Consider the following 482-nt stretch of genomic DNA (forward strand, 5'->3'; position numbering starts at 1 on the left):
ATAATTGGTGACAATGGTTCAGGTGAAGTACCAAATGACAACCTTCCTAAGACAAATGTCCCAGGTACAGGAACAGTAACAGAACCTAACAAGAAACCATCACAACCAGTAGATGTAACAACACCAGCTCATAAGACACCAACACTAGATGTGAAACGAGATCCTGAGACAGGTGACGTTACAGTAACACCGAAGAAACCAGATGGCTCAATCTACCCACCAGGAACAGTAGTAGAAATCCCAGGTAAAGATGGCAAGCCAATCACAGTTACAATCGGTGAAGACGGTAAAGGTAAAGTACCAAACAGTGAATTACCAGACGGTAAAGTTCCAGGAACAGGTAAGATTACCGAACCAGGTAAACCAGCTGTAGAAGTTCCTAATGTAACAACACCAGCTAAATTTACACCAGAAACACCAGTAACTGAAAAACCTGGTAAGATTGAAATTACTCAACAACCAAATGGAAATGCGATTGTAAC

Annotated in this window: 1 pseudogene; it reads left to right on the plus strand. The window is 41.5% G+C overall.

Annotation, left to right across the window (positions count from 1 at the left end):
* Positions 1 to 482, plus strand: a pseudogene (locus CYK16_RS10775) (hypothetical protein); the annotation flags it as partial.

Source organism: Streptococcus oralis subsp. dentisani, from assembly GCF_002860905.1.
In the GTDB taxonomy this organism is placed as follows: domain Bacteria; phylum Bacillota; class Bacilli; order Lactobacillales; family Streptococcaceae; genus Streptococcus; species Streptococcus oralis_BA.